The sequence below is a fragment of the Citrobacter sp. GW821-FHT02E08 genome (assembly GCF_059421685.1).
Genome location: NZ_JBWKVL010000006.1, coordinates 124143 through 147551 on the forward strand (window position 1 = coordinate 124143; position 23409 = coordinate 147551).

The 23409-nt window shown below is 53.2% G+C and carries 27 protein-coding genes; 13 read left to right on the forward strand and 14 right to left on the reverse strand.

From position 1 onward, the window contains the following. The first annotated feature begins 5 nt into the window (after positions 1-5). The 3 genes from ltaE (at position 6) to AC07UY_RS10495 (ending at position 3560) form a co-directional block, all read left to right on the forward strand. Positions 6-1007 carry a low-specificity L-threonine aldolase gene (ltaE, locus tag AC07UY_RS10485; protein ID WP_203358319.1) on the forward strand — a complete coding sequence of 334 codons (1002 nt, stop codon included), beginning with the start codon at positions 6-8 and terminating at the stop codon, positions 1005-1007. Positions 1008-1017: 10 nt separating this feature from the next. Continuing rightward, complete coding sequence (locus tag AC07UY_RS10490; protein ID WP_494701145.1) at positions 1018-2448, forward strand: SDR family oxidoreductase; 1431 nt, start codon at positions 1018-1020, stop codon at positions 2446-2448. A 98-nt stretch (positions 2449-2546) separates the two neighbouring features. After that, the gene (locus AC07UY_RS10495) at positions 2547-3560 is read left to right on the forward strand and encodes a 3-beta-hydroxysteroid dehydrogenase (RefSeq protein WP_494701146.1); all 1014 of its coding nucleotides are present in this window, start codon (positions 2547-2549) and stop codon (positions 3558-3560) included. On the opposite strand, the gene AC07UY_RS10500 is transcribed toward AC07UY_RS10495, so the two are convergent. Both AC07UY_RS10500 and AC07UY_RS10505 read right to left on the reverse strand, forming a co-directional pair. Then, positions 3557-4387, reverse strand: coding sequence for an N-acetylmuramoyl-L-alanine amidase (locus tag AC07UY_RS10500; RefSeq protein ID WP_494659467.1), 831 nt, complete (start codon positions 4385-4387; stop codon positions 3557-3559). The two genes, AC07UY_RS10495 and AC07UY_RS10500, sit on opposite strands and share 4 nt — an antisense overlap. Next, entirely contained in the window at positions 4384-4707 is a 324-nt protein-coding gene (locus AC07UY_RS10505; RefSeq protein ID WP_001160726.1) for a heavy metal-binding domain-containing protein, read from the reverse strand. Before AC07UY_RS10505 ends, AC07UY_RS10500 begins: the two co-directional genes overlap by 4 nt. 127 nt (positions 4708-4834) lie before the next feature. On the opposite strand from AC07UY_RS10505, the gene AC07UY_RS10510 reads away from it, so the two are divergent. The 6 genes from AC07UY_RS10510 (at position 4835) to artJ (ending at position 9438) form a co-directional block, all read left to right on the forward strand. Next, positions 4835-5353, forward strand: a complete 519-nt coding sequence (locus AC07UY_RS10510; protein ID WP_494659466.1) for a lipoprotein — start codon at positions 4835-4837, stop codon at positions 5351-5353. A gap of 306 nt (positions 5354-5659) precedes the next feature. Beyond that, positions 5660-6388, forward strand: a complete 729-nt coding sequence (gene artP, locus AC07UY_RS10515) for an arginine ABC transporter ATP-binding protein ArtP (RefSeq protein WP_203358324.1) — start codon at positions 5660-5662, stop codon at positions 6386-6388. Positions 6389-6405: 17 nt separating this feature from the next. Next, positions 6406-7137: an arginine ABC transporter substrate-binding protein ArtI gene (gene artI / locus AC07UY_RS10520; protein WP_192611726.1), complete on the forward strand. Its 732-nt coding sequence runs from the start codon at positions 6406-6408 to the stop codon at positions 7135-7137. Between the two features lie 6 nt (positions 7138-7143). Beyond that, on the forward strand, positions 7144-7860 hold the full coding sequence (gene artQ / locus AC07UY_RS10525) for an arginine ABC transporter permease ArtQ (protein WP_203358325.1): 717 nt from the start codon (positions 7144-7146) through the stop codon (positions 7858-7860). Continuing rightward, a complete protein-coding gene (artM, locus tag AC07UY_RS10530; RefSeq protein ID WP_192611724.1) occupies positions 7860-8528 on the forward strand; it encodes an arginine ABC transporter permease ArtM in 669 nt (222 codons plus the stop codon). The genes artQ and artM overlap by 1 nt, the downstream gene beginning before the upstream one ends. A gap of 178 nt (positions 8529-8706) precedes the next feature. Further along, positions 8707-9438, forward strand: a complete 732-nt coding sequence (gene artJ / locus AC07UY_RS10535) for an arginine ABC transporter substrate-binding protein ArtJ (protein WP_494701147.1) — start codon at positions 8707-8709, stop codon at positions 9436-9438. A gap of 155 nt (positions 9439-9593) precedes the next feature. Here the strand turns inward: artJ and rlmC are convergent, their stop codons facing one another. The 10 genes from rlmC to AC07UY_RS10585 form a co-directional block, all read right to left on the reverse strand. Continuing rightward, the gene (rlmC, locus tag AC07UY_RS10540; RefSeq protein ID WP_494701148.1) at positions 9594-10724 is read right to left on the reverse strand and encodes a 23S rRNA (uracil(747)-C(5))-methyltransferase RlmC; all 1131 of its coding nucleotides are present in this window, start codon (positions 10722-10724) and stop codon (positions 9594-9596) included. A gap of 39 nt (positions 10725-10763) precedes the next feature. Further along, positions 10764-11261 carry a YbjO family protein gene (locus AC07UY_RS10545; protein ID WP_494659556.1) on the reverse strand — a complete coding sequence of 166 codons (498 nt, stop codon included), beginning with the start codon at positions 11259-11261 and terminating at the stop codon, positions 10764-10766. 50 nt (positions 11262-11311) lie between these two features. Next, the gene (gene potI, locus AC07UY_RS10550) at positions 11312-12157 is read right to left on the reverse strand and encodes a putrescine ABC transporter permease PotI (protein WP_203358328.1); all 846 of its coding nucleotides are present in this window, start codon (positions 12155-12157) and stop codon (positions 11312-11314) included. Continuing rightward, positions 12154-13107: a putrescine ABC transporter permease PotH gene (gene potH / locus AC07UY_RS10555; protein WP_494659462.1), complete on the reverse strand. Its 954-nt coding sequence runs from the start codon at positions 13105-13107 to the stop codon at positions 12154-12156. Before potH ends, potI begins: the two co-directional genes overlap by 4 nt. A gap of 9 nt (positions 13108-13116) precedes the next feature. After that, complete coding sequence (gene potG / locus AC07UY_RS10560; RefSeq protein WP_494659461.1) at positions 13117-14250, reverse strand: putrescine ABC transporter ATP-binding subunit PotG; 1134 nt, start codon at positions 14248-14250, stop codon at positions 13117-13119. A 152-nt stretch (positions 14251-14402) separates the two neighbouring features. Further along, on the reverse strand, positions 14403-15515 hold the full coding sequence (gene potF, locus AC07UY_RS10565) for a spermidine/putrescine ABC transporter substrate-binding protein PotF (RefSeq protein ID WP_203358331.1): 1113 nt from the start codon (positions 15513-15515) through the stop codon (positions 14403-14405). 352 nt (positions 15516-15867) lie between these two features. Then, positions 15868-16344 (reverse strand): type III secretion system chaperone family protein, encoded by a 477-nt coding sequence (locus AC07UY_RS10570; protein WP_203358332.1) that lies wholly within the window; start codon positions 16342-16344, stop codon positions 15868-15870. A 90-nt stretch (positions 16345-16434) separates the two neighbouring features. Continuing rightward, a complete protein-coding gene (rimK, locus tag AC07UY_RS10575; protein WP_203358333.1) occupies positions 16435-17337 on the reverse strand; it encodes a 30S ribosomal protein S6--L-glutamate ligase in 903 nt (300 codons plus the stop codon). Between the two features lie 59 nt (positions 17338-17396). Then, entirely contained in the window at positions 17397-18119 is a 723-nt protein-coding gene (gene nfsA, locus AC07UY_RS10580; protein WP_494701149.1) for an oxygen-insensitive NADPH nitroreductase, read from the reverse strand. Beyond that, positions 18103-18393, reverse strand: a complete 291-nt coding sequence (locus AC07UY_RS10585) for a YbjC family protein (protein ID WP_494659459.1) — start codon at positions 18391-18393, stop codon at positions 18103-18105. Before AC07UY_RS10585 ends, nfsA begins: the two co-directional genes overlap by 17 nt. 173 nt (positions 18394-18566) lie before the next feature. Between AC07UY_RS10585 and AC07UY_RS10590 the strand changes: the two genes are divergently transcribed. Further along, positions 18567-18830 carry a GrxA family glutaredoxin gene (locus AC07UY_RS10590; protein WP_203358336.1) on the forward strand — a complete coding sequence of 88 codons (264 nt, stop codon included), beginning with the start codon at positions 18567-18569 and terminating at the stop codon, positions 18828-18830. Between the two features lie 29 nt (positions 18831-18859). Here the strand turns inward: AC07UY_RS10590 and AC07UY_RS10595 are convergent, their stop codons facing one another. Beyond that, positions 18860-19237 carry an inner membrane protein YbjM gene (locus AC07UY_RS10595; RefSeq protein WP_203358337.1) on the reverse strand — a complete coding sequence of 126 codons (378 nt, stop codon included), beginning with the start codon at positions 19235-19237 and terminating at the stop codon, positions 18860-18862. 271 nt (positions 19238-19508) lie between these two features. On the opposite strand from AC07UY_RS10595, the gene AC07UY_RS10600 reads away from it, so the two are divergent. From AC07UY_RS10600 to AC07UY_RS10610, 3 genes are all read left to right on the forward strand, one after another. Continuing rightward, the gene (locus tag AC07UY_RS10600) at positions 19509-21194 is read left to right on the forward strand and encodes an aspartate:alanine antiporter (protein ID WP_271444992.1); all 1686 of its coding nucleotides are present in this window, start codon (positions 19509-19511) and stop codon (positions 21192-21194) included. 460 nt (positions 21195-21654) lie between these two features. After that, positions 21655-21879, forward strand: a complete 225-nt coding sequence (locus AC07UY_RS10605; protein ID WP_494701150.1) for a hypothetical protein — start codon at positions 21655-21657, stop codon at positions 21877-21879. A gap of 102 nt (positions 21880-21981) precedes the next feature. Continuing rightward, the gene (locus AC07UY_RS10610) at positions 21982-22782 is read left to right on the forward strand and encodes an SDR family NAD(P)-dependent oxidoreductase (protein WP_494701151.1); all 801 of its coding nucleotides are present in this window, start codon (positions 21982-21984) and stop codon (positions 22780-22782) included. Between the two features lie 16 nt (positions 22783-22798). Here the strand turns inward: AC07UY_RS10610 and AC07UY_RS10615 are convergent, their stop codons facing one another. Further along, positions 22799-23341, reverse strand: a complete 543-nt coding sequence (locus AC07UY_RS10615) for a TetR/AcrR family transcriptional regulator (RefSeq protein ID WP_494701152.1) — start codon at positions 23339-23341, stop codon at positions 22799-22801. Between the last annotated feature and the right edge of the window lie 68 nt (positions 23342-23409).

The following is a 23409-nucleotide window of genomic DNA, read 5'->3' on the forward strand; positions in this document are numbered from 1 at the left end:
GTGCAATGATCGATTTACGCAGTGATACCGTTACCCGTCCGAGTCGCGCCATGCTTGAAGAAATGATGGCCGCCCCGGTCGGGGACGACGTGTACGGAGATGACCCCACCGTTAACGCGTTGCAACAGTACGCCGCCGAGCTTTCCGGCAAAGAAGCGGCACTCTTTTTACCCACCGGCACCCAGGCGAATCTGGTGGCGCTGCTGAGCCACTGCGAGCGCGGCGAAGAGTATATCGCCGGTCAGGGAGCGCACAATTATCTGTATGAAGCCGGTGGTGCCGCGGTGCTGGGCAGCATTCAGCCTCAGCCTATCGATGCCGCCTCCGACGGTACGCTACCGCTGGATAAGGTGGCGGCAAAGATCAAAGCGGACGATATCCATTTTGCCCGTACCCGTCTGCTCAGCCTTGAAAACACCCACAACGGGAAAGTGCTGCCGCGCGAGTATCTGAAAGAGGCGTGGACGTTCACCCGCGAACGCGGTCTGGCGCTGCACGTTGACGGCGCGCGTATTTTCAACGCCGTGGTCGCTTATGGCTGCGAGCTCAAAGAGATCACGCAGTATTGCGATTCATTCACCATCTGTCTGTCGAAAGGTCTGGGAACGCCGGTCGGCTCTTTATTGGTCGGCAGCCATGACTATATTAAACGCGCAACCCGCTGGCGTAAGATGACCGGCGGCGGCATGCGCCAGGCCGGAATTCTGGCAGCCGCCGGACTGTATGCACTGAAAAATAACGTCGCACGTTTACAGGACGATCACGACAACGCCGCCTGGATGGCAGAGCAACTGCGCGAAGCCGGGGCGGATGTAATGCGCCACGACACCAACATGCTGTTTGTCCGCGTTGGCGAAGAGAATGCCGCCGCATTAGGCGAGCATATGCGCGCGCACGACGTGCTGATCAATGCTTCGCCGATTGTGCGTCTGGTCACGCATCTGGACGTATCGCGCGAGCAGCTTGCCGACGTTGTCGCCCACTGGCGCGCTTTTTTACATCGCTAAGGAGACAGACGTGCCGCAACGAATTTTGGTGCTTGGCGCCAGTGGTTATATTGGTCAACATCTGGTGCAGGTACTCAGCCAACAGGGGCATCAGGTGCTGGCGGCGGCACGTCGTATAGAACGACTGGAAAAACAACAACTGGCGAATGTCAGTTGCCATAAGGTTGATCTGAACTGGCCGGATAATCTCGCCCCCCTGCTGGCAGGGGTCGATATGGTTTACTATCTGGTTCACGGCATGGGCGAAAAAGGCGACTTTATCGCCCATGAACGTCAGGTGGCGCTGAACGTCCGCGATGCGCTGCGAAACACCCCGGTCAAACAGCTGATTTTTCTTAGTTCGTTGCAGGCTCCCGTGCATGAGCAGTCTGAACATTTGCGCGCGCGGCAGCTCACGGCGGAAACCCTGCGTGATTCCGGCGTACCGGTCACCGAGTTGCGCGCCGGTATTATTGTCGGAGCCGGTTCCGCCGCCTTCGAAGTGATGCGCGACATGGTCTATAACCTGCCGGTGCTGACGCCGCCGCGCTGGGTACGCTCACGCACCACGCCCATTGCGCTGGAAAACTTACTCCACTATCTGGTGGCACTGCTGGACCATCCTGCCCGCGAACATCGCATTCTCGAAGCTGCCGGACCGCAGGTACTGAGCTATCAGGAACAGTTTGAGCACTTTATGGCCGTCAGCGGCAAACACCGACTGCTGATTCCCATCCCTTTCCCGACCCGCTGGATTTCAGTCTGGTTCTTAAACGTCATTACTTCGGTGCCGCCCACCACAGCAAAAGCATTGATACAGGGGCTGAAACACGATCTGCTGGCCGACGACACCGCACTGCGCGCGCTGATACCGCAAACGCTCATCACCTTTGACGATGCCGTTCGCAGTACGCTGAAAGAAGAGGAAAAGCTGGTGAACTCCAGCGACTGGGGATACGACGCCCTGGCGTTTGCCCGCTGGCGTCCGGAATACGGTTATTTTGCCAAACAGGCTGGCTTTACCGTCAAGACCCCCGCCAGTCTGAAAGCGTTATGGCAGGTGGTGAACCGTCTCGGCGGGAAAGAGCGTTACTTCTTCGGCAATATTTTGTGGCAGACCCGGGCGCTGATGGACAGGCTGATCGGCCATAAACTGGCAAAAGGTCGACCCGCGCGTGAGCTTTTGCAGGTGGGCGATACGGTAGACAGCTGGAAAGTGATCATCGTCGAGCCAGAAAAACAACTCACGTTGCTGTTTGGCATGAAAGCCCCGGGGTTGGGTCGTCTGAGTTTTACACTCGAAGACAAAGGCGACCACCGACAGATAGATGTGCGTGCCTGGTGGCATCCGCACGGAATGCCCGGACTCTTCTACTGGTTGCTGATGATCCCCGCGCATCTGTTTATTTTTCGCGGTATGGCGAAACGAATTGCCAGACTTGCGGAACAAATCACAGATTAGTAATAAAAACATACTGTATTGTTTCATGTTTCCCATTGCATACAGACGTAATTCACGGAAGAATGCGCACGACGTTTTATTAAACACAGTGGATTGATATGAAGGTACTGGTTACCGGCGCCACCAGCGGCTTAGGTCGAAACGCGGTTGAGTTTTTGCGCAATAAAGACATCAGCGTCAGAGCCACCGGTCGCAATGAAGCGATGGGGAAGCTGCTGGAGAAGATGGGGGCAGAATTCGTGCATGCGGATTTGACCGAACTGGTCTCTTCGCAAGCCAAGGTGATGCTCGCAGGTATTGACACACTGTGGCATTGCTCCAGTTTTACCTCACCGTGGGGAACGCAGGAAGCCTTCGATCTGGCCAATGTTCGCGCTACCCGTCGCCTGGGTGAATGGGCCGTTGCCTGGGGCGTGCGCAACTTTATTCATATCTCTTCCCCCTCACTGTATTTCGATTACCACCACCATCGCGACATCAAAGAGGACTTCCGCCCTCACCGATTCGCAAATGAGTTCGCACGCAGTAAAGCCGCTGGCGAAGAGGTGATCAGCCTGTTAGCGCAAGCCAATCCGCAAACGCGGTTTACCGTGTTGCGTCCGCAAAGTCTGTTTGGCCCCCACGATAAGGTGTTTATCCCGCGTCTGGCGCACATGATGTACCATTACGGTAGCATCCTGTTGCCGCACGGGGGCAGCGCGCTGGTGGACATGACCTATTACGAAAATGCCATCCATGCCATGTGGCTGGCCAGTCAGGACGCCTGTGATTCATTGCCGTCGGGTCGCGTCTATAACATCACCAACGGTGAACACCGCACATTGCGCAGCATCGTGCAGAAACTCATTGCTGAGTTAAATATTGATTGCCGCATTCGCTCCGTGCCCTACCCGATGCTGGATATGATCGCCCGCAGTATGGAACGCTTTGGCAATAAATCAGCGAAAGAGCCCAAATTAACGCACTACGGCGTGTCGAAGCTGAACTTCGACTTTACGCTGGATACCTCTCGTGCGCAGGAAGAGCTGGGTTACCAGCCCGTCATTACCCTGGACGAAGGGATTGAACGCACCGCCGCCTGGCTTCGCGACCACGGTAAGCTGCCGCGTTAATCTTGCCCGTACTTTTCCAGTAGCGCTTCAGCAATCGCCTGCGTTTCTGCATCCGCCACGCCGTTCCATAACGCCGGGCGGAAGTGCATCTGGAACGCCATAATCACCCGTTGCTGTTCGCGCTGCGTCATCGTTGGTTTCACCTCATAGCCGTAGCGCGCCAGTAAATCCAGCAATACGGCGGGATCCACGGGGGCGTGCGGCGCTCGCCCGGCCAGATAAAACGTCACTCGAGCGGTGTCTGGCCACGCGCCAATGCCCTGTGCCGCCAGCTCACGCCACGGAAAGAGCGGTCCCGGATCGTCTTTGCGCTGTGGGGCAATATCCGCATGCGCCACCACATTCTGCGGTTTGATGTCATAGCGGGTGACGATCTCTTTCGCGAGCGGGATCAACGCCTGGATCTGCGCGGGCTCAAAGGGAGCGAAATACTTTGTTCCCGCTGACGTTTGCCACCCGCGATTCTCAAGTTCAATGCCGATTGAGGTGTCGTTGATACGCGTGGCGCCTCGCCAGTAGCTGATCCCCGCATGCCAGGCCAGATCGTGCTCAGGCACAAGCTGCCAGATCCGCGGCTTGCCGCCATAAAGCGGAGGGACGGCAGGGATCAGGTAGTGCGAACTGACGTTTTTATCGGTCAGCGTCGCCAGGGAAGAATCAAAATCATCCGCGGTGTAATGGATAACCAGCACTTTGATACGCGGATACGCCGCCTGCGCCTGGCGACGGGTATCCAGTTGATACCCGGCTTTATCGACGATGCCTTTCTCACCCGCACATCCCGCTAAGAGCAGCGTGAGCGCGATGAGCCACAACCCACGTCTCATCGGCGTGTTTTCACTGCCGTACCGCTGACGCTCACCATCAGCATACTGCTGTCTTTGCCGACGGTTTCGTAATCGATGTCGATGCCAACCACCGCGTCTGCGCCCAGCGCTTTCGCCTGTTCGCCCAGTTCCTGGAAGGCGATTTCACGCGCTTTACGCAACTCTTTCTCATAGGCACCGGAACGGCCACCGACGATATCGCGAATGCCGGCAAAGAAATCGCGGAAAATGTTAGCGCCGAGAATCGCCTCTCCGGTCACTACACCGCAATATTCCACGATGCTCTGTCCTTCCAGCGTTGGGGTAGTCGAAAACTGCATGTTGGTCTCCTTATTTGCCTAAGCACTCGATCTCAAAAGCATTATCGGACCGATACGCTATCATTGAAAAGATATTATTCATTATCGTAGACAGCTTTTATGCAGAAAGCTTAATAAGGAAATCACTATGCGCTACCGCACACTCTCCCTGCTTGTTCCCTGCGCGCTGCTTCTCAGCGCCTGTACAACGACCGTAACCCCCGCATACAAGGACAATGGTTCGCGTAGCGGCTCCTGCGTAGAAGGCGGCCCGGACAGCGTGGCTCAACAGTTCTATGATTACCGCATCCAGCACCGTAACAATGACATTACCGCTCTTCGCCCTTACCTGAGCGATAATCTGGCGAAATTACTGACCGATGCCAGTCGCGATCAGAATCACAGTCAGTTGATGGGCAGCGATCCGTTCTCAAGCCGCTCTGCGCTGCCGGATAGCGCCAGCGTTGCCAGCGCGTCGACTATTCCGAATAGTGATGCACGTAATATTCCGCTGCGCGTAGAGCAAAAACAGGGGACGCAAAGCTGGCGTGATGAAGTGTTGATGATTCATGAAGGCCAGTGCTGGGTGATTGACGATGTACGCTATGTGGGCGGCAGCGTTGATGCGCCAGCCGGTACGTTACGCCAGTCGATCGAGAACCGCTAACCCCCGGCTTGCCGGATAAGGCGTTGTAAACTGTAGCGCCATCCGGCAGCCTCGCGGCATGATAGCCAGAAGGTCTTCTGCTTATCCCCTCAGATGCCTAAATCATAACCCCCATAAATTGTCTGGCATTCTGCATAGAATGCCGACAATTATTCTTGCCGCCCACCGACTCCGCTATTTTGTGCTATGTTTAGTGAAGAATGCGGTTTGCATTTAACTTTTAACGCATAAATATTGCATAACTATTCTGTCAAAGGTAGTATCTGCGGCTTCAATAGCTATCAGACTGCCAGTATACGAGTGTCAATGAGTATTCAATTAAACGGCATTAACTGCTTCTACGGCGCGCATCAGGCGCTGTTCGATATCACGCTGGATTGCCCTCAGGGCGAAACACTGGTGTTACTTGGCCCAAGCGGGGCGGGTAAAAGCTCGCTACTGCGCGTACTCAATCTGCTTGAGATGCCGCGTTCCGGCACACTCACTATCGCAGGTAACCATTTCGACTTCATGAAATCGCCTTCCGATAAGGCGATTCGCGAGCTGCGTCAGAACGTGGGCATGGTCTTTCAGCAATACAATCTGTGGCCCCATCTCACGGTACAACAAAATCTGATTGAAGCGCCCTGCCGCGTACTGGGTCTGAGCAAAGACCAGGCGCTGGCGCGCGCGGAAAAACTGCTGGAACGTCTGCGTCTGAAGCCGTACAGCGATCGTTACCCGTTGCACCTTTCCGGCGGTCAACAACAGCGTGTGGCCATTGCGCGCGCGCTGATGATGGAACCCCAGATTCTGTTGTTTGATGAACCGACAGCCGCGCTGGACCCGGAAATCACTGCCCAAATCGTCAGTATCATTCGTGAACTGGCTGAAACCAACATTACTCAGGTGATCGTCACTCACGAAGTGGAAGTGGCGCGTAAAACCGCCAGCCGCGTGGTGTATATGGAAAACGGTCATATCGTCGAGCAAGGGGATGCGAGCTGCTTTGCGGATCCGCAGACCGATGCATTTAAAAACTATCTCTCTCACTAAGTTTCGGGACAATGACAATGAAAAAAGTTCTGATTGCCGCGCTAATTGCCAGTTTTAGCCTTTCTGCTACAGCAGCCCAGACCATTCGTTTCGCTACTGAAGCGTCGTATCCTCCGTTTGAATCCATGGACGCTAACAACAAGATCGTCGGTTTTGACGTTGATCTGGCGAATGCGCTGTGTAAAGAGATTGATGCGACCTGTACGTTCACTAACCAGGCGTTTGACAGCCTGATCCCAAGCCTCAAATTCCGTCGTTTCGATGCGGTCATGGCGGGGATGGATATCACGCCGGAGCGTGAAAAACAGGTGCTGTTCACCACCCCGTACTACGACAACTCTGCGTTGTTCATTGGTCAGCAGGGTAAATTTACCGGCGTTGATCAGCTGAAAGGCAAAAAAGTCGGTGTACAAAACGGCACCACGCACCAGAAATTCATCATGGATAAGCATCCGGAAATCACGACCGTTCCGTACGACAGCTACCAGAATGCCAAACTGGATCTGCAAAACGGCCGTATTGATGGCGTCTTTGGTGACACCGCTGTGGTGACTGAATGGCTGAAGGACAATCCGAAGCTGGCACCGGTGGGCGACAAAGTCACCGATAAAGATTACTTCGGCACAGGTCTGGGCATTGCGGTCCGTCAGGGCAACAGCGAGCTGCAGCAGAAATTCAACACTGCGCTGGAAAAAGTGAAGAAAGATGGGACGTACGAAACCATCTATAACAAATGGTTCCAGAAGTAATCCTTGATGAATGAATTTTTTCCTTTAGCAAGCGCCGCCGGGATGACCGTCGGCCTTGCCGTTTGCGCACTGATCATTGGCCTGGCGCTCGCCATGTTCTTTGCAGTCTGGGAGTCAGCAAAATGGCGTCCGGTTGCATGGGCAGGTTCGGCGCTGGTCACGATTCTGCGCGGACTGCCAGAAATTCTGGTCGTGCTGTTTATCTATTTCGGCTCCTCTCAGCTTCTGTTAATGCTGTCGGACGGATTCACCATTAACCTCGGCGTTGTGCAGATTCCGCTGCAAATGCAGATCGAAAACTTCGACGTTAGTCCGTTTCTCTGCGGTGTGATTGCCTTGTCGCTGCTGTATGCGGCCTATGCCTCGCAGACTCTGCGTGGGGCGTTGAAAGCTGTTCCGCTCGGGCAATGGGAATCGGGTCAGGCGTTGGGTCTGTCAAAAGCGGCGATTTTCTTTCGCCTGGTGATGCCGCAAATGTGGCGTCATGCTCTGCCGGGACTGGGTAACCAGTGGCTGGTGTTGCTGAAAGATACCGCGTTAGTCAGTCTTATCAGCGTCAACGACCTGATGCTGCAAACAAAAAGTATTGCCACCCGAACCCAGGAACCATTCACATGGTACATCGTGGCGGCGGCTATCTATCTGGTCATCACCCTGGTTAGTCAGTACATTCTCAAACGCATTGACCTGCGCGCGACACGTTTTGAACGGAGACCGGGCTGATGCTTGAGTATTTACCTGAGTTAATGAAAGGGCTGCATACCAGCCTGACGCTGACCGTGGCGTCGATTGTGGTTGCCCTGATCCTGGCGCTGGTTTTCACCATCATCCTGACGCTGAAAACGCCAGTGCTGGTCTGGGTGGTTCGCGCCTATATCACGCTGTTTACCGGAACACCGCTGCTGGTGCAGATCTTCCTGATCTACTACGGACCAGGACAGTTCCCGTCGCTGCAAGAGTATCCGGTTCTGTGGCATCTGCTCTCGGAGCCGTGGCTGTGCGCGTTAATTGCGTTATCACTGAACAGCGCAGCGTATACCACGCAGCTGTTCTATGGCGCTATCCGCGCCATTCCAGAGGGGCAATGGCAGTCCTGCGGCGCGCTGGGGATGAGCAAAAAAGACACGCTGGCGATTCTGTTGCCGTACGCCTTTAAACGCGCCCTCTCCTCTTACTCTAACGAAGTGGTACTGGTCTTCAAAAGTACCTCGCTGGCGTACACCATTACGCTGATGGAAGTGATGGGACATGGTCAGTTGCTGTACGGTCGCACCTATGATGTGATGGTCTTCGGCGCGGCAGGCGTCATTTACCTGATCGTTAACGGCCTGCTGACGCTGCTGATGCGTTTGGTCGAGCGTAAAGCCCTGGCGTTTGAGCGCAGAAATTAAACCTTAAACTGCATAACGGCGAATCAACAAGACGGACAAGTCTCACAATTGTCCGTCTTTTTTTATTCATCACAAAATAACTAATCGTTTTTATTGCATATAAATTCATTAAATGGCATTGTGAATTCGTACCGCAGACACGGTAAAAATCATAAGATTGACAGACGGGAGTTTCACAATGAAAAAGTTAGTTCTGGCTGCATTACTCGCAACGTTTGCAACTGGCGCCGCAGCGGCTGAAAAGATCAATTTCGGCGTTTCCGCCACTTACCCTCCTTTTGAATCGATGGATGCGAACAACAAAATTGTCGGTTTTGATATCGATCTGGCGACAGCATTATGCAAACAAATGCAGGCTGAATGTACTTTTACCAATCATGCTTTTGACAGCCTGATCCCCGCCTTAAAATTCAAAAAATATGACGCGGTGATTTCGGGTATGGACATTACGCCGGAACGTAGCAAGCAGGTCTCATTTACCACGCCTTACTACGCCAACTCTGCGTTAGTGATTGCGAAAAAAGAGACCTACAAGACCTTCTCGGATCTGAAAGGCAAGCGTATCGGTATGGAAAACGGCACCACCCACCAGAAGTACCTGCAGGACAAACACCCTGAGGTAAAAACCGTGGCCTATGACAGCTATCAAAATGCGATTATCGACCTGAAGAATGGCCGTATTGATGGCGTATTCGGCGATACCGCAGTGGTGAATGAGTGGCTGAAAACCAACCCTCAACTGGGCACTGCCACGGAAAAAGTGACCGATCCGCAATACTTCGGTACCGGTCTTGGCATCGCCGTCCGCCCGGATAATAAAGCCCTGCTGGAAAAACTGAACGGTGCGCTGGCCGCCATTAAAGCCGACGGCACGTATCAGAAAATCAGCGATCAATGGTTCCCGCAGTAAGACCGGAAATGAATAAAGCCGCTTATCGCGTAACACCGTTCACTTAAGACAATGAATGAGGGGAAACACCGGGATTTGGTTCCCGGAGGGACGCCAAACCCGGTGGTCGCCCCGGATATCTCGGTCTTAAACTAACGGTGTAGTGATAAGCGGCTTTATGATTGTCTGACCAGCAGCGTCAACACTTCATAATGGGCGGTATGCGGGAACATGTCGAAAAGCTGGACGCGTTCAATGCGATAACCCGGTAATTCGCCGATATCTTTCGCCATTGTCTGTGCGTTACAGCTGGAATAGATAATGTATTCCGGCGCCATCTGGCTTAAATAGTCACACAGCGCCTTCCCAATACCGCGACGCGGTGGATTGACCAGCACCAGTTCAGGTACGCCCCCCTGAGCGGTGGCAAATTGGGTTGAGTCCAGCGCCTGAAAATGCAGATTCTGTAACCCTAATTCACGGGCGGATTGCTTTGCGCAGGCGATCGCCTCCGGGGCGATTTCAATTCCGGTAAGCGTCATCTCCGGCGTCGCGCAGTGCAGGCCAAACCCGCCAACGCCACAGAACAGATCCCACATATGGTTGACCGGAAGTTGCCGCACCCAGTCACGCGCCGTTGCATATAATTGGCTTGCCACCACGGGGTTAGTCTGGAAAAAGCTCTGTGGGCGGATCCACAGCGGTACGCCGTTAAAACGTTCCGCCAGCGCCTGCTGCTCGGTCAGGAAGATTTCCGTCTCCCCTTCCATGATCGCCATATGCACAGGCTGAATATTCGCGGTAATGACCTTCAGTTGGGGTAACTGCGCCAGTAACCACGGCAACGCCGCACGTAATTGCCCGAGTTTAGCCTCTGAACGCAACACAAAGCGCAACATCATGCCGCCATCCTGCTGGCTTTGTGTCAGCAGGATGTATTTCAGTTCGCCACGCTTGCGCACCACATTGTAGGGCGTCAGTCCAGCCCGTGCGATAAACGGTTTCAGCGTCGCAAAAATGGGGGCGAAAGAGTCAGGGTACAGCGGGCAATCGCAGAGATCTTCCGGCGTGCCATCACGATGAAGCATTCCCAGCAGTGGTTTCTCCACGCTGCCGCTGACCACCATTTTCGCCTTATTGCGAAATCCCTGTTCAGGGCCGCAGACAGGCGCACACCACTCGGTGACCGGGCGTTCGGTCAACAAGTTTTGCAGTTCGGCTGTTTTGGCGGCGAGTTGCTCGCTTATCGGCGCTGTGATCCACTGACAAGAGCGGCAGCGACCTGCGTCATAGAGTGCGCAGTGCATAAGAAAACCTTCAAATTACCAGGGCGGTGATTATACACATTATTGCAGGCGGAAAAACCGGCGGCTGGCGGGAGGAATAAACAGCAGCAGCAAAACCAGCATATCGGGCAGTTTTTGCATCACAAGGGTACGTAGGATCTCACGTTTTGACTCGCCTGCGATGCTGAACAGTTCAGGATAGCCGTACCCCAGCGAAGCCGCCCACAGATAACCGGTCGCAATGACCTGGGTCAGCAGATAGATCCAGCGGGCCCAGTTGCGCCCTTTGACTAACGAAAACGCGCAGAAAATTTCGACAAATACCAGTACCAGACTCCCCAAAAAGACCAGGGTCAGGTTCCATGTCTGCACGCTGCGATGAATAAATTCAGCGATTCCCGGCACGCCAAGCGTGTTAAAAATCATCAGCAAGTCAAGGCCGCGGATCATAATAATGGCGAGCGCCGCCACCTGCACCAAAGCAGGGACATTCAAACGAGCATGTGATGAGGCTGATTTTTTAAAAAATCCCAACGTGTTCTCTTCCGTGAAAGCAATGCCGCGACAAGCGCGGCAGAGTGTAGCCAGGTGGGCAGATTTTAGTTTCTTCAGCCGCGTCTTGCACGCTGGATATCGCGGATCCGTTGTTTTTCCATACGTGCCATCAGATACCAGGCGATAAATCCGACAATTCCGACCACCCCAAGGATCAGGGTCGCTAAGGCGTTTATTTCCGGGTTAACCCCCATTCGTACGCTGGAGAAAACCAGCATCGGTAAGGTCGTCGCACCAGGACCAGAGACAAAGCTGGCGATAACCAGATCGTCAAGCGAGAGCGTGAAGGCCAACAGCCAGCCGGAGATCACCGCCGGCATAATCATCGGCAAGGTGATCACAAAGAACACTTTCAACGGTGTGGCGCCAAGATCCATCGCCGCCTCTTCAATCGATTGATCCAGTTCGCGCAACCTTGATGAAATCACCACCGCCACATACGCGGTACAGAAGGTGACGTGCGCCAGCCAGATGGTCAACATGCCACGATCCGCCGGCCAGCCGATAGCGTGTCCCAATGCCACAAACAGCAGCAGCAACGACAGTCCGGTAATGACGTCTGGCATCACCAGCGGCGCCGTTATCATAAACGCAAACCCGGTGGAGCCGCGAAAACGCCCAAAGCGAACCATCACCACGGCAGCAATGGTGCCGAGAATCACCGCCATGGTGGCCGCACAGGCGGCAATGGTCAGGCTCAGGGCGACTGCGCTCATCATCGCTTCATCGTGAAAAAGCTCGCCGTACCAACGCGTGGACCAGCCCGCCCAGACCGTCACCAGTTTGGAGCTGTTAAAGGAGTAAATCACCAGCATCAGCATCGGCGCATAGAGGAAGGTAAAACCAAGCACCAGAATGAAGATTCGCCAGGGCGAACGGACTACCGGTAAGTTATTCATCCGTGTTCCCCCGCACTTTTTTGCTGATGTTTGTGGAACCACATGATCGGTACGATCAGCAGTAACAGCATGATAATGGCCACCGCAGAAGCGACCGGCCAGTCACGGTTGTTGAAGAATTCCTGCCAGAGCACGCGACCTATCATGATGCTGTCCGGACCACCGAGCAATTCCGGGATCACAAACTCCCCGACCGCCGGGATAAAGACCAGCATCGACCCGGCAATAATGCCGCCCTTCGTCAGCGGCACGATGACACTGAAGAAGGTTTTCAACGGTTTTGCCCCTAAATCCAGCGAGGCCTCCACCAGCGAATAATCAATGCGCGTTAACGCGGTATAAATCGGCAGTACCATAAACGGCAGATAGGCATACACAATTCCAATGTACACAGCCAGATTGGTGTGCAGAATCGTCAACGGCTGATCGATGACCCCCAGCCACATCAGGAAGTTATTCAGCACCCCGTTGTTTTTCAGGATCCCCATCCAGGCATAAACACGGATCAAAAACGAGGTCCATGACGGTAAAATCACCAGCAACAGCAGGATGTTGCGCGTCGAAGATTTGCTGTGCGCCACCGCCCACGCCAACGGATACCCCAGCAGTAAACAGCAGAGTGTCGAAATCCCCGCCACCTGAAGTGATTGCAGATACGCGTCAAAATAGAGCGGATCGTCCGTCAGTTGCAGGAAATTCCCCAGATTGAGCGTGACAGACAACTGCCCGTCAGCCCACTCCATCAGATTGGTATACGGCGGAATCGCCCGCGCCATCTCCGACAGACTGATTTTAAAGACAATCAGAAACGGCAGCAGAAAGAGCAGGATCAGCCAGATATAGGGCAGCGCAATGACCATCTTGCGCCCGTGCTTCATTTGCATACGCGACATAAACAGCGTGAAATTGCTGTGTTTGTTCACGCGTGCCGGAGGTTCAAGTGTACTCATCTTCGCTCCTTAAACCGTCAACACCACACAGCTGTCCGCATCCCAACACAGACGCACTTCATCGCCCCAGGTGGGTAAACCTTTGCGATAGCGGTGTTCATTCTGTAACTGGGCGCTGATCATCTGGCCGCTTTTCACACGCACATGATAAATGGAGAGATCGCCGAGATAGGCAATATGCACCACTTCACCCACGGCAAAATTGTAACCATCGGCCGGTGGCGCCTCACACAACATGATCTTCTCTGGACGAAGCGCGACATACACCGGCACGTTATCGACAATCGACGCATCGGCATCCACCTTCAACGGATGCACTAGCCCCGGAGAGTCGATCACCAGTCCATTTTCCTGACGGTCTTTCAACAAGCCCTCAAAGACATTCACAGAACCGATAAACTCCGCGCTATACCGAGTGGTCGGATGTTCATAGATCTCTTCCGGCTCGCCAATTTGTACGAACTTCCCGCGATTCATGATCGCAATACGCCCGGCCATGGTCATCGCTTCTTCCTGGTCATGCGTTACCATGACGCAGGTCGCGCCCACGCGTTCGAGGATATCGACCACTTCCAGTTGCATCCGGTCACGCAGTTTTTTATCCAGTGCGCCCATGGGTTCGTCCAGCAGCAGTAACTTCGGACGCTTAGCCAGACTGCGCGCCAGTGCCACGCGCTGACGTTGCCCACCTGAAAGCTGGTGCGGCTTACGTTTGGCAAACTCCTGCATGTGCACCAGCCCCAGCATTTCAGTCACTCGTGCGTCGATTTCGCCCTTTGGCAGCTTGTCTTGCTTGAGGCCGAACGCAATGTTCTGCTCCACCGTCATGTGTGGAAACAGCGCATAAGACTGAAACATCATATTGATCGGGCGTAGATAAGGCGGTACATGCGCCAAATCAACGCCATCCAGGATGATTTGTCCGGTGGTCGGTTGTTCAAAACCCGCCAGCATACGCAGCAGCGTGGATTTCCCGCAGCCCGATGCGCCAAGTAATGCAAATATTTCGCCTTTATAAATAGTGAGATTGACGTCATCCACGGCACTCTGACCGTCATATGACTTAGTCAGATTGCGGATTTCAAGAAGCGGCGTTAGCGCTTTACGGATTTTCGCCTGCGGGCGGAGGATTGGCTCATTCACGGGGTGCTCTCCGGCATAAAACAAAAAACAGGGCAAATTACGCACCATCACGGTGCGCATTGCCGGGTAGCGTGTTAGTTACCCGCCCCACAAAACGTAATGTCCTGCAGGGCGGGTAAGCGTGCGCGTTACCGGGCAATAACCTCAAACGCTTATTTACCGCTCTTCACTTTGGTCCAGGCACGTGTACGAACACGGTCGATCTTCGGATCCTGAACTTTCAGCGTGAACATTTTGGCGCGTACATCCGCTGGCGGATAAATACCCGGGTTGTCACGGACTTCCGGACTGACCAACGTTGTCGCTTCTTTGTTAGCGTTAGCGTAGAACACATGGTCGGAAATGTGAGCAATCACATCCGGGCGCAACAGATAGTTAAGGAACTGATAAGCCTCCTCTTTATTCTTCGCGTCAGCAGGCATCGCAAAGACGTCAAAGAACGCCATCGCCCCCTCTTTCGGGATTGAATAGGAAATATTTACGCCATTTTTAGCTTCTTTTGCACGGTTAGCGGCCTGCCAGACGTCCCCTGCCCAACCAATCGCCACGCAAATGTCGCCATTGGCCAGATCGTTGATGTATTGCGAGGAATGGAAGTAGCGAATATTGGGACGCAGCTTCAGCAACAGCTCGGTTGCCGGGCCGGTATAATCATCTGCCTTAGTACTGTTCGGATCTTTGCCCAGATAGTTCAGCACCGTAGAAAACACCTCTTCAGGCGCGTCCAGGAAAGAGACACCACAGCTTTTCAGCTTCTCGAGATTTTCAGGTTTAAAGATCAGATCCCAGCTGTTCACCGGAGCATCTTCCCCCAGCACCGCTTTCACTTTATCGACGTTGTAGCCAATACCGGTCGTCGCCCACATATACGGCATCGCAAATTTATTGCCCGGATCGTGCTTGGCAACCAGCTTCAATAATTCAGGATCGAGGTTTTTCCAGTCAGGAAGTTTGCTTTTATCCAGAGGTTGAAACACACCCGCCGTTAACTGACGTTCCATAAAGCTCGCGGATGGCACCACCAGATCAAAACCGGTACTCCCGGCCATCAACTTACCTTCAAGGACTTCATTGGAGTCAAACACGTCATAGATAACTTTAATGCCTGTCTCTTTTTCAAAATTAGCCACCGTATCCGGGGCGATATAATCAGACCAGTTATAGATATGAAGGGTTTTTTGTTCAGCAGCGAGCGTGCCGGCAGAGACGGCCATCAAAGCGCCCGCAACCAGACCCGATAGCCATTTTTTATTTAAGGCGGTCATAATCTCTTTCCTTATGAAAATCCGTTAACAAACGAATCAATATTGTCACATTCTAAGATATGCAAAAAATATGCATATTTTTTCATCCGACACAGGTAAAGAAGAGTCGACTCTCCCCCTGCCGTCATTGCTCGCGATATAAAAGCCTCGCAAGAATAACTTTAGCCAGGGTTTGAGACTATAGCTCAGATTAAAAAACGCCTTTTATCAATTTTTTATGCAGGATTTGTCTATGACGTAAAGCGAAACAGCCAGAAAGGAAGTGAATAATTCTTTAAGAAAAGGTTAAATGCAGCATAACGCAATGAAAACAGTAGCCGCTTTGGCAGCGGCTGCTTTTTTTTGAAAGAGATCAGTGAAGAAAATGGTTTTCAGCGCCGTCTTTTTGCGCGTCTTCGTCAGCGCTGAACAAAAGTTGGTGCGCCCCTGCTTCCAGGATAACCATTGAGATCTGCTCTTCGCTCTGACGAACAAACCACTCAAACTGTTCGTACGTCACCCCAGGCATCACGGATAACGACTGGCAGACCACCAGCTTCGGCAGATTGTCATCCTGCATATCGAGAAACGCCTTCACGGTTAACGAACTGGCGTTAATCGCGGATAAATCGGCCGCCAGCGGCAACAGCGCGGAAGGTCTGACTTCCGCCATGGCAGAAAACAGCAGCGTGTTATCCACCAAATCAATTTTTGCGTCGTAGATGCCATCGAAGTTCTGCATATGCGGTAAATGCAGCGCCTGGCAAGTATCACATTCAAAAAAACTCATGCCCAGGTCGTCGAGCCATTGACGCAACGTATCCAGAGTGGGAACGACCAGTGATGTCATAATAATGTGCTACCTCTTACGATGAAAAAATACCGGGCACAGCTTACGCAAAAAGACCGCGTCATACCACGATTAGGGACAATATTGAGATTAGCCACCCGTTTTAAGGCAAAATTCGGCTGTCGCGTGACGTTCAATCCACTGGATCATTCGCCCGGCAATATCAACCCCTGTGGTTTTCTCTACCCCTTCCAGGCCTGGCGATGCGTTCACTTCCATCACTAACGGCCCCCGCTCGGCACGCAAAATATCGACACCCGCGACATCCAGCCCCAGCGTTTGCGCAGCCTTGATGGCAATCTCTCGTTCACGTGCCGTAATTTGGGCAATGCTGGCAACACCGCCGCGATGCAGGTTAGAGCGAAAATCGCCCTCTTTTGCCCGCCGTTCGATAGCCGCCACAACCTCGTCGCCCACCACCAGACAGCGAATATCGCGACCTTTGGCTTCCGCAATATACTCCTGCACCAGAATATGCGCGTTAAGCCCGCGAAAGGCGTCAACCACGCTCTCCGCCGCCTGGCGCGTTTCGGCCAGCACGACGCCAATCCCCTGCGTTCCCTCGACCAGTTTAACCACCAGCGGCGCGCCGCCAACCATCTCGATCAGATCACTGGTGTCATCTGGCGAATGGGCGATCCCCGTAATGGGCAAATCGATCCCTTGCCGGGCGAGTAACTGTAACGAACGCAGCTTGTCGCGCGCGCGGGTGATCGCAACGGATTCATTAAGCGGGTAGCTGCCGAGCAGCTCAAACTGACGCAGGGACGCCGTGCCGTAAAACGTTATCGCGGAGCCAATACGCGGGATGACTGCATCATACTGAGGAAGCTGGCGGCCTTTGTAATGAATGGACGACCCTGCCGGACTCACGTTCATATAGCAGGAAAGGGGATCGAGAATATCAACCAGATGGCCGCGTTTCATCGCCGCCTCTCGCAGGCGTTTACAAGAATAGAGCGTTCCGTCCCGGGACAAAATGGCAATTTTCACCCTGCACCTCTCTGAAAGACCTGGTAAAAGCCTGCGTATCATACACTGGGTTATTGCCTTTAGCGCGTCGCCCAGCCTTGTTTATGTAAATATTCCAGAATGAAAGGTCGGTTTTCTTTAATGATGGTACGCCGAATATGATCGCTCCAGGTATCGCGGCGCGTGTTGCTGTCTCGCGTCTGGTAATAGTGCGCGATCTGCTCGTCATAGTGTGCTAACAAAGCAGCATCCATCGGCTGATACTGGTTCTCGTGAACAATCAATCCGGCTGGCAAACGCGGTTTAATCCCAGGATTATCGGCGGGCCAACCGAGACACAAGCCAAACAGCGGCAGCACGTGTTTTGGCAATTTCAGCATTTCCGTTACCGCCTCGATATTATTACGCAGCCCCCCAATGAACACTCCACCCAGCCCCAGAGATTCTGCGGCGGTCAGCGCATTTTGCGCCATCATCGCGGTGTCGACGACACCCAGCAATAACTGCTCCGCGAGGCCTAACTGGGCATCGGGGCAAATCTGTAAATGGCGATTAAAATCCGCGCAAAACACCCAGAACTCAGCGGCCTGAGCCACGTGTTTTTGCCCGCCGGTTAAGTTTACCAGCGCTTCACGCCGTGTTTTATCGGTAATACGGATGATAGAGCTGCACTGCAGAAAGCTGGAGCTCGACGTTCCCTGCGCGGCGGCGATAATCGCCTCGCGCTGCGCATCGGAGAGCGCTTCATCAGTAAAATGGCGAATAGAACGGTGGCCACGCAGTAAATCAATGGTTGGAGTCATGAGGTTTATCTCTGTCAGAACGGGATGAGGTGTCGGGGGTACGCATCATCAGTTGCGGAGCGAGTCGTTGCGCGATTCGCCACATCAGCACGACTGCGGCAGGCAGCATCAGCAGGACGCCAATAAAGATCATCGCTATCTCCGCCAGCGAGGTGTTAAAAGGTGCAGGCAGTGTGAGAGTGTGATTGAGCGATAACAGGGCCAGCGCCAGTATCACCATACCGAAAAACTCGAGTATCAACACACTTTTGGGTAGCGCGCCAATCGTCCGCATATGATGTCTCCCGATGAACGGATGCTCATTGTAAAGCGTTCGGATATACCTTGCTTAACAGATATAGCCTAAAGATATCAAAGCAACAGGTGCAACCTGCTTTTCATCCACGCCATTTAGCGGCATCATTACTGGATTCGCCGTCAGGCTCAGTAAGTTCGAGGAGAGAAACAATGTTTACCGTGATTTTCGGTCGTCCAGGATGCCCCTATTGCGTACGTGCCAAAGAGCTGGCAGAGAAATTAAGCAACGAGCACGACGATTTCAACTATCGCTATATCGATATTCACGCTGAAGGGATTTCGAAAGCAGATCTGGAAAAGACTGTTGGCAAACCGGTTGAGACCGTACCGCAGATTTTTGTCGATCAAAAACACATCGGCGGCTGCACCGATTTTGAAGCATGGGCAAAAGAGAACGTCAATCTGTTTGCCTGATGCGACGTAACGCCCTCGTCATGAGGGCGTTATTCGCTTTTCTTGCGCCGTGGGTCAAACAAATTGCTGATAAATAAAAAGCAGAGTGCCCCAAGCGCACACCAGAACACCGCGCTAAACAACCACGCAAGCTCCTGCCACAAAGAGCGGGTTGGTGTGAAAAAAAACCGCATTAGCAACAGACAACAGGGCGCCGCCAGCATCGCGCCAAACAGGGGTTTAATCACTTCCCTGCGATGGGACCAGAAACTGGCCACGGCACCGGGTAGCGTAAAAAACAGTAACCCAATCTCAGGATGACCTGCAGCCCGAAACGCCCCTTTCACGTTCATCACTAATGAAAGACACACCACAATAAAGAGTACAAAGCAGCAGACAGCGCCTGCCCAACCTTGTTTATGTTTCAATCGTTCCTCCTGACACTATCTCTATCGAACACTCTTTTCGCCCGAAGGCGTCCAGTCAGATAAAGTCATCCGGCATTCCATGCCAAAACACGCCCACACGATTCTTATAGCCGTTGATACGTAATGAGATTAAACTAACCGCATAAATTGCTTTGTTGCTTTTATTTTGGAGGCTGTGCACGATGTCGTCGCCCCTTAATTCATGGCAAAAACATTAGCGTAAATTGTCATTTCTTTCAACAGCTTACTAGTAAACAAGAAGTTAGTCTCCGTGAATATAAACGTCGCAGATTTGTTAAATGGGAATTACATCCTGTTATTATTTGTGGTCCTTGCGCTTGGCCTGTGTCTGGGCAAATTGCGCCTGGGATCGGTCCAACTTGGTAATTCCATTGGCGTTTTAGTCGTCTCATTATTATTAGGGCAGCAGCACTTCAGTATTAACACTGACGCCCTGAATCTCGGCTTTATGCTGTTTATTTTCTGTGTCGGCGTGGAAGCTGGGCCTAACTTTTTTTCCATTTTTTTTCGCGATGGGAAAAATTATCTGATGTTAGCCCTGGTGATGGTGGGTAGCGCCATGCTGATCGCCCTGGGGTTAGGTAAGCTGTTTGGCTGGGACATCGGCCTGACGGCCGGTATGCTCGCCGGTTCGATGACCTCCACGCCGGTGCTTGTCGGTGCGGGCGACACGCTGCGCCATTCCGGAATGGCGAGTTCTCAGCTTTCCGCCGCGCTGGATAATCTGAGCCTGGGCTACGCGCTGACCTATCTCATAGGCCTGGTCAGTTTAATTGTCGGCGCCCGCTACCTGCCTAAACTCCAGCACCAGGATCTGCAAACCAGCGCCCAGCAGATCGCGCGTGAACGCGGTCTGGACACTGACGCTAACCGTAAAGTCTATCTGCCGGTGATTCGCGCCTACCGTGTGGGGCCGGAACTCGTTGCATGGGCCGACGGTAAAAATCTGCGCGAGCTGGGTATTTATCGTCAGACCGGCTGCTACATCGAGCGGATCCGCCGTAACGGTATTCTGGCGAATCCCGATGGTGATGCGGTGTTGCAAATGGGCGATGAAATCGCGTTAGTGGGTTACCCTGATGCCCACGCCCGCCTCGATCACAGCTTCCGTAACGGGAAAGAGGTCTTCGATCGCGATTTGCTCGACATGCGCATCGTCACCGAAGAGATCGTGGTGAAAAACCACAATGCCGTGGGACGCCGTCTTGCGCAGTTGAAACTCACTGACCACGGTTGTTTTCTTAACCGCGTGATCCGCAGCCAGATTGAGATGCCCATCGACGACAACGTGGTGCTGAACAAAGGTGATGTCCTGCAGGTGAGCGGCGATGCCCGTCGCGTCAAAACCATTGCGGATCGCATTGGATTTATCTCCATCCACAGCCAGGTCACTGACCTGCTGGCCTTCTGCGCTTTCTTTATCATTGGCCTGATGATCGGGATGATCACCTTCCAGTTCAGCAACTTCAGCTTTGGGATCGGTAATGCTGCCGGGCTGCTGTTTGCCGGAATCATGCTGGGCTTTCTGCGCGCCAACCACCCCACCTTTGGCTACATCCCTCAGGGAGCGCTGAACATGGTGAAAGAGTTTGGCCTGATGGTATTCATGGCAGGCGTCGGTTTGAGTGCAGGTAGTGGTATCGGCAACGGACTTGGTGCTGTCGGCGGACAAATGCTGATTGCGGGTCTGGTGGTCAGCCTGGTGCCCGTTGTCATCTGCTTCCTGTTTGGCGCCTATGTATTACGTATGAACCGCGCCTTATTGTTTGGCGCGATGATGGGGGCTCGTACCTGCGCCCCAGCGATGGAAATCATCAGCGATACCGCACGCAGCAACATCCCTGCGTTAGGTTATGCAGGCACCTATGCGATTGCCAACGTCTTGCTGACGCTGGCGGGGACACTGATCGTCATCATCTGGCCCGGCTTAGGATAAAACGGACATTTGCCTTTAAGTGAAAAATTTTTGCAGGTTAGTAGAACTTTTCTTAAAGGTGTCAGTCATAACTAGTGCCACTGCTTTTCTTTGATGTCCCCAATTTGTGGAGCCCATCAACCCCGCCGTTTTGGTTCAAGGTTGATGGGTTTTTTGTTGCCTGAATTTCAGCCCCCTTCAAATCAGCTACTTAGAGCACGCTTTTAACGAGTGTGGCGACAAAATGGTGCCTGCGCTAAAACCGGTCGCAGAAATCTGAGTTCCTTCCCCCTGACGTTTTCGCCCTCTTCACTTCTGAACACTCTCGATTCCTGGTCGCCATCGCGACAAGACTGACTACGGCTATAATTAAAATTCCAACGACAGAAAATAATTTCGAATGTGCTTTTTCGGATATCGAAGTGATTGCATGTATAAAACGTACAACTGTTTCATATTGATAGCGTAAAAGGATTTAGACATGATTTTATTTCTCGTTTTTGTACCCTTGTTAGCCTTACTTGCTCCTGTCCTGGCGGTCATTCTTGTCCAAAAAAACAAAAAACATCAGACAGAAATTGATGCCCTGACGGTCAGCAATATAGCCCTTTCGAATCAATTAAGTGAGAGCCAGGAAAAGTTAGCGCAGGCCATACGTGAACTCTCTGAACGCGAAGAAAAAGCAGCCCCCGTGACCTTGCCCTAGAATCAGCGCCTGCAACATAACCTGCTGCCCACCTGCGCCGCTTGCATGATGCGGGTTATTGCCCATAATTTTGAATGGGCAGACGGGTGATGGGATAACGCAATGCTTCTTGAAGGCAAAATCGCTGTCATTTTCGGGGGTAGCGGCGCAATTGGCAGCGCGGTTGCGCATGTGATGGCGCGTGAAGGGGCGCAGGTGTACCTTGGCGCACGCCACCAGACTTGCCTGGATCGGGTGGCTGGCGAAATCCGCGCCGCAGGAGGAATGGCCGGGACATTTACCCTCGACGTACTCGACGAGCAGTCCACCCTGACGCGCACGACGCAACTGGCCCAACAGGCCGGCGGCATTGACATCGTGGTAAACGCAACCGGCTTTAACCACAATCAGGGAAAAGGAATCGCAGAATTATCTCTGGCCGAATTTATGCAGGGTATAAGCCCGTTTCTGTCTGCACACTTCAATATATCCAAAGCGGTTATTCCCCATATGGGGGGTGAACGTAGAGGAACAATCCTCACGGTCGTTGCTCCCGCAGGCCACATGGCGGTGTCGGGCCACTCCGGTCACATTGTCGGCTGTGCAGGGACGGAAGCGTTCACCAGAGCGCTGGCCAGTGAAGTCAGCCCGAGAAATATTCGCGCTATCTGCGTGCGTTGTCATGCGATTACCGACGCGGTGCAGGCCGGCTCTTATACCCGCGACGTGTTTATGCCAAAGGCGCAAGCGATGGGATTATCCGTAGAAGAGTGGGTCGCGGGCGCGGCGCAAAGCACAATGCTCAAACGGCTGCCAACGCTTTCGCAAGTGGCTGAGACGATGGCGTTTCTCGCGTCGGATCACGCAAGCGCGATGACCGCAACGGTGGTCAATATGACGGCGGGTGCAACGCTCGACGGATGAGACTGCAGACGTTGCTTCAGCTCTCCCCGGCGATTCGCTTTACCATCACCAGAATGTCTTCACGCGCGAGCGGCGTGGTGTCTGTCACAAAATGCAGGGTCATACCTTCTAAGAATGCGTCCAGCGCACGGGCGGTGACCGGATCAAACCACTGCTCCAGCGTGCGCTGACTGCGCTGCATCCAGTTCTGCATCACCTGTTTTAAGGCCGGTTTACGACTGGCAAATGCATACAGCTGGTACATCAGTTCCATGTTGTCCGGCGTTGTGACCCGTGAGCCGTAAATCATGTCGGTAATGGCATTGCAGGCACCCTGCGCATCTTTCACTTCATCAAAAAAGGTCTGATATTGCTGCGACATGCTTTCGGTAAAACCGCTAAACGCCTCCATCAGAAGATCGTCGATGCCTGAAAAGTAGTAGGTCATTGACCCCAGCGGCACCTGGGCAATAGTGGCGATTTTGCGATGCGTCACGGCATGAAGACCATGCGTCACTATCGCCTCCAGCGTAGCCTGAACGATTTTTTCTCGTCGGTTTGGATCGTTTGCACGTCGCACACTGTGTCCTCTCATTCCATTTGTGTACAAATGTACACAAAATTGCTAATGTTGTCTCCTCTCCTCTC

Bases quoted from the DNA above. Each gene is read 5' to 3' on its own strand.
- AC07UY_RS10505 (WP_001160726.1), bottom strand. From the start codon at position 4,707: ATGCAGTTTTCGACTACCCCAACGCTGGAAGGACAGAGCATCGTGGAA.
- artI (WP_192611726.1), top strand. From the start codon at position 6,406: ATGAAAAAAGTTCTGATTGCCGCGCTAATTGCCAGTTTTAGCCTTTCT.
- AC07UY_RS10510 (WP_494659466.1), top strand. From the start codon at position 4,835: ATGCGCTACCGCACACTCTCCCTGCTTGTTCCCTGCGCGCTGCTTCTC.
- AC07UY_RS10585 (WP_494659459.1), bottom strand. From the start codon at position 18,393: ATGCGGACGATTGGCGCGCTACCCAAAAGTGTGTTGATACTCGAGTTT.
- ltaE (WP_203358319.1), top strand. From the start codon at position 6: ATGATCGATTTACGCAGTGATACCGTTACCCGTCCGAGTCGCGCCATG.
- artQ (WP_203358325.1), top strand. From the start codon at position 7,144: ATGAATGAATTTTTTCCTTTAGCAAGCGCCGCCGGGATGACCGTCGGC.
- AC07UY_RS10610 (WP_494701151.1), top strand. From the start codon at position 21,982: ATGCTTCTTGAAGGCAAAATCGCTGTCATTTTCGGGGGTAGCGGCGCA.
- potF (WP_203358331.1), bottom strand. From the start codon at position 15,515: ATGACCGCCTTAAATAAAAAATGGCTATCGGGTCTGGTTGCGGGCGCT.
- potI (WP_203358328.1), bottom strand. From the start codon at position 12,157: ATGAATAACTTACCGGTAGTCCGTTCGCCCTGGCGAATCTTCATTCTG.
- artJ (WP_494701147.1), top strand. From the start codon at position 8,707: ATGAAAAAGTTAGTTCTGGCTGCATTACTCGCAACGTTTGCAACTGGC.
- rlmC (WP_494701148.1), bottom strand. From the start codon at position 10,724: ATGCACTGCGCACTCTATGACGCAGGTCGCTGCCGCTCTTGTCAGTGG.
- AC07UY_RS10570 (WP_203358332.1), bottom strand. From the start codon at position 16,344: ATGACATCACTGGTCGTTCCCACTCTGGATACGTTGCGTCAATGGCTC.
- artP (WP_203358324.1), top strand. From the start codon at position 5,660: ATGAGTATTCAATTAAACGGCATTAACTGCTTCTACGGCGCGCATCAG.
- nfsA (WP_494701149.1), bottom strand. From the start codon at position 18,119: ATGACTCCAACCATTGATTTACTGCGTGGCCACCGTTCTATTCGCCAT.
- AC07UY_RS10495 (WP_494701146.1), top strand. From the start codon at position 2,547: ATGAAGGTACTGGTTACCGGCGCCACCAGCGGCTTAGGTCGAAACGCG.
- AC07UY_RS10605 (WP_494701150.1), top strand. From the start codon at position 21,655: ATGATTTTATTTCTCGTTTTTGTACCCTTGTTAGCCTTACTTGCTCCT.
- AC07UY_RS10500 (WP_494659467.1), bottom strand. From the start codon at position 4,387: ATGAGACGTGGGTTGTGGCTCATCGCGCTCACGCTGCTCTTAGCGGGA.
- AC07UY_RS10590 (WP_203358336.1), top strand. From the start codon at position 18,567: ATGTTTACCGTGATTTTCGGTCGTCCAGGATGCCCCTATTGCGTACGT.
- potH (WP_494659462.1), bottom strand. From the start codon at position 13,107: ATGAGTACACTTGAACCTCCGGCACGCGTGAACAAACACAGCAATTTC.
- artM (WP_192611724.1), top strand. From the start codon at position 7,860: ATGCTTGAGTATTTACCTGAGTTAATGAAAGGGCTGCATACCAGCCTG.